This is a genomic window from Pantoea sp. B9002 (assembly GCF_013385945.1).
Taxonomy (GTDB): Bacteria; Pseudomonadota; Gammaproteobacteria; order Enterobacterales; family Enterobacteriaceae; genus Pantoea.
Genome location: NZ_JACAPA010000096.1, coordinates 1 through 314, shown reverse-complemented (window position 1 = coordinate 314; position 314 = coordinate 1). Strand labels below are relative to the sequence as shown.

Genomic DNA, 314 nt, shown 5'->3' with positions numbered 1-314 from the left:
CCGCCATCGGCCTATCGGCGATGCTCGACGGACTCTGGCTCGAGTGGTGTCTGAACCCCGAGACCTTCAGCCCCGCCAACGGCCTCCATATCAGCCGTTGCTGGATAAAGGGGCTGCGACACGGAGCATTCGGCGCCGACGACGTCCTGTGACGGGTGACGACCAAAGATCATCGCCAGGGTGCCGCTGACCGCGATCAGTCCGGCACCGATCATCAGCGACACATCCATCAGCGTGCCCCAGATCAGGTTCGACAGCAGGAACGCCCAGATCAGCCCGGTGTATTCGAACGGTGCCAGCAGGGTCGCCGTGGC

The 314-nt window shown here is 64.0% G+C and carries 1 protein-coding gene; it reads left to right on the top strand.

Translation table 11 applies throughout. The annotated features are described in order from the left end of the window. Positions 1-20: 20 nt before the first annotated feature. Positions 21-152 carry a hypothetical protein gene (locus HX773_RS26220; protein WP_370463640.1) on the top strand — a complete coding sequence of 44 codons (132 nt, stop codon included), beginning with the start codon at positions 21-23 and terminating at the stop codon, positions 150-152. The last annotated feature ends 162 nt before the right edge of the window (positions 153-314 follow it).

What these genes read in the sequence shown, in the direction of transcription:
- HX773_RS26220 (WP_370463640.1), top strand. Translation starts at nt 21, where the DNA reads ATGCTCGACGGACTCTGGCTCGAGTGGTGTCTGAACCCCGAGACCTTC.